Source organism: Vibrio sp. 03_296 (assembly GCF_002265885.1).
Window position 1 is genome coordinate 1 of sequence record NZ_NPKW01000568.1, and the last position, 761, is coordinate 761.

The window sequence follows — 761 nt, forward strand, 5'->3', positions numbered from 1 at the left end:
AATCCATAAAAAGACTCCTGTGGCGAAGGGTTAAGGTTAGTTTAGCGTGTTGTGTGACAGGTTCTGTGAAGTGGCGTACAGTTGCATAAAGAATTGTGCAAAAATACGCAGAAATCGCCTTAAAAAAAACGCTACTCAACCGAGTAGCGTTTGTTCGTCACGTTAAATTTGCTCCACTTTTATGCGAAACAACATGGCATAGAAAAGCGGGATCACCACCAGTGTTAACAAGGTCGCAAACAGCAGGCCAAACATGATGGTGACCGCCATACTTTTAAAGAAGGGATCAACCAACAGTGGTGCAACACCTAATATCGTGGTCAGTGCGCCAAGAAGCACAGGTCGAGCACGACTCATCGCCGCATCGATGATGGCTTGGAACGGCCACTTGCCTTGTCGAATTTCCACATCAGCTTGATCCACCAAAACGATGGCGTTTTTCACCATCATGCCGATCAAGCTAAGAAAGCCGAGAATCGCCATGAATTCGAAGGGCGTTTGGAAGACAATCAGGCCAACCGTGACACCAATGACCGCCAAAGGTGCCGTTAGCCAGATCACCAGCGGCTGTCTTAACGCGTTAAACATGAAATGACCGACAAATCATCGACGGAAACCCGTAAGGGGCCGATATCACCAAACCTTCATTGGCGTCATTGGAGGCTTTGTACTCACCATACCAAGTCAGCTCGTAGCCCGCCGGCAAAGGAATGGCCTCGATTTTACTGCGTATTTGATTAAACGCATCTGCGGTGAGAACA

At 48.0% G+C, this 761-nt stretch carries 1 pseudogene; it reads right to left on the reverse strand.

Annotation, left to right across the window (positions count from 1 at the left end):
* Positions 1–162: 162 nt before the first annotated feature.
* Positions 163–761 (reverse strand): annotated as a pseudogene (locus tag CIK04_RS26230) (efflux RND transporter permease subunit); the annotation flags it as partial.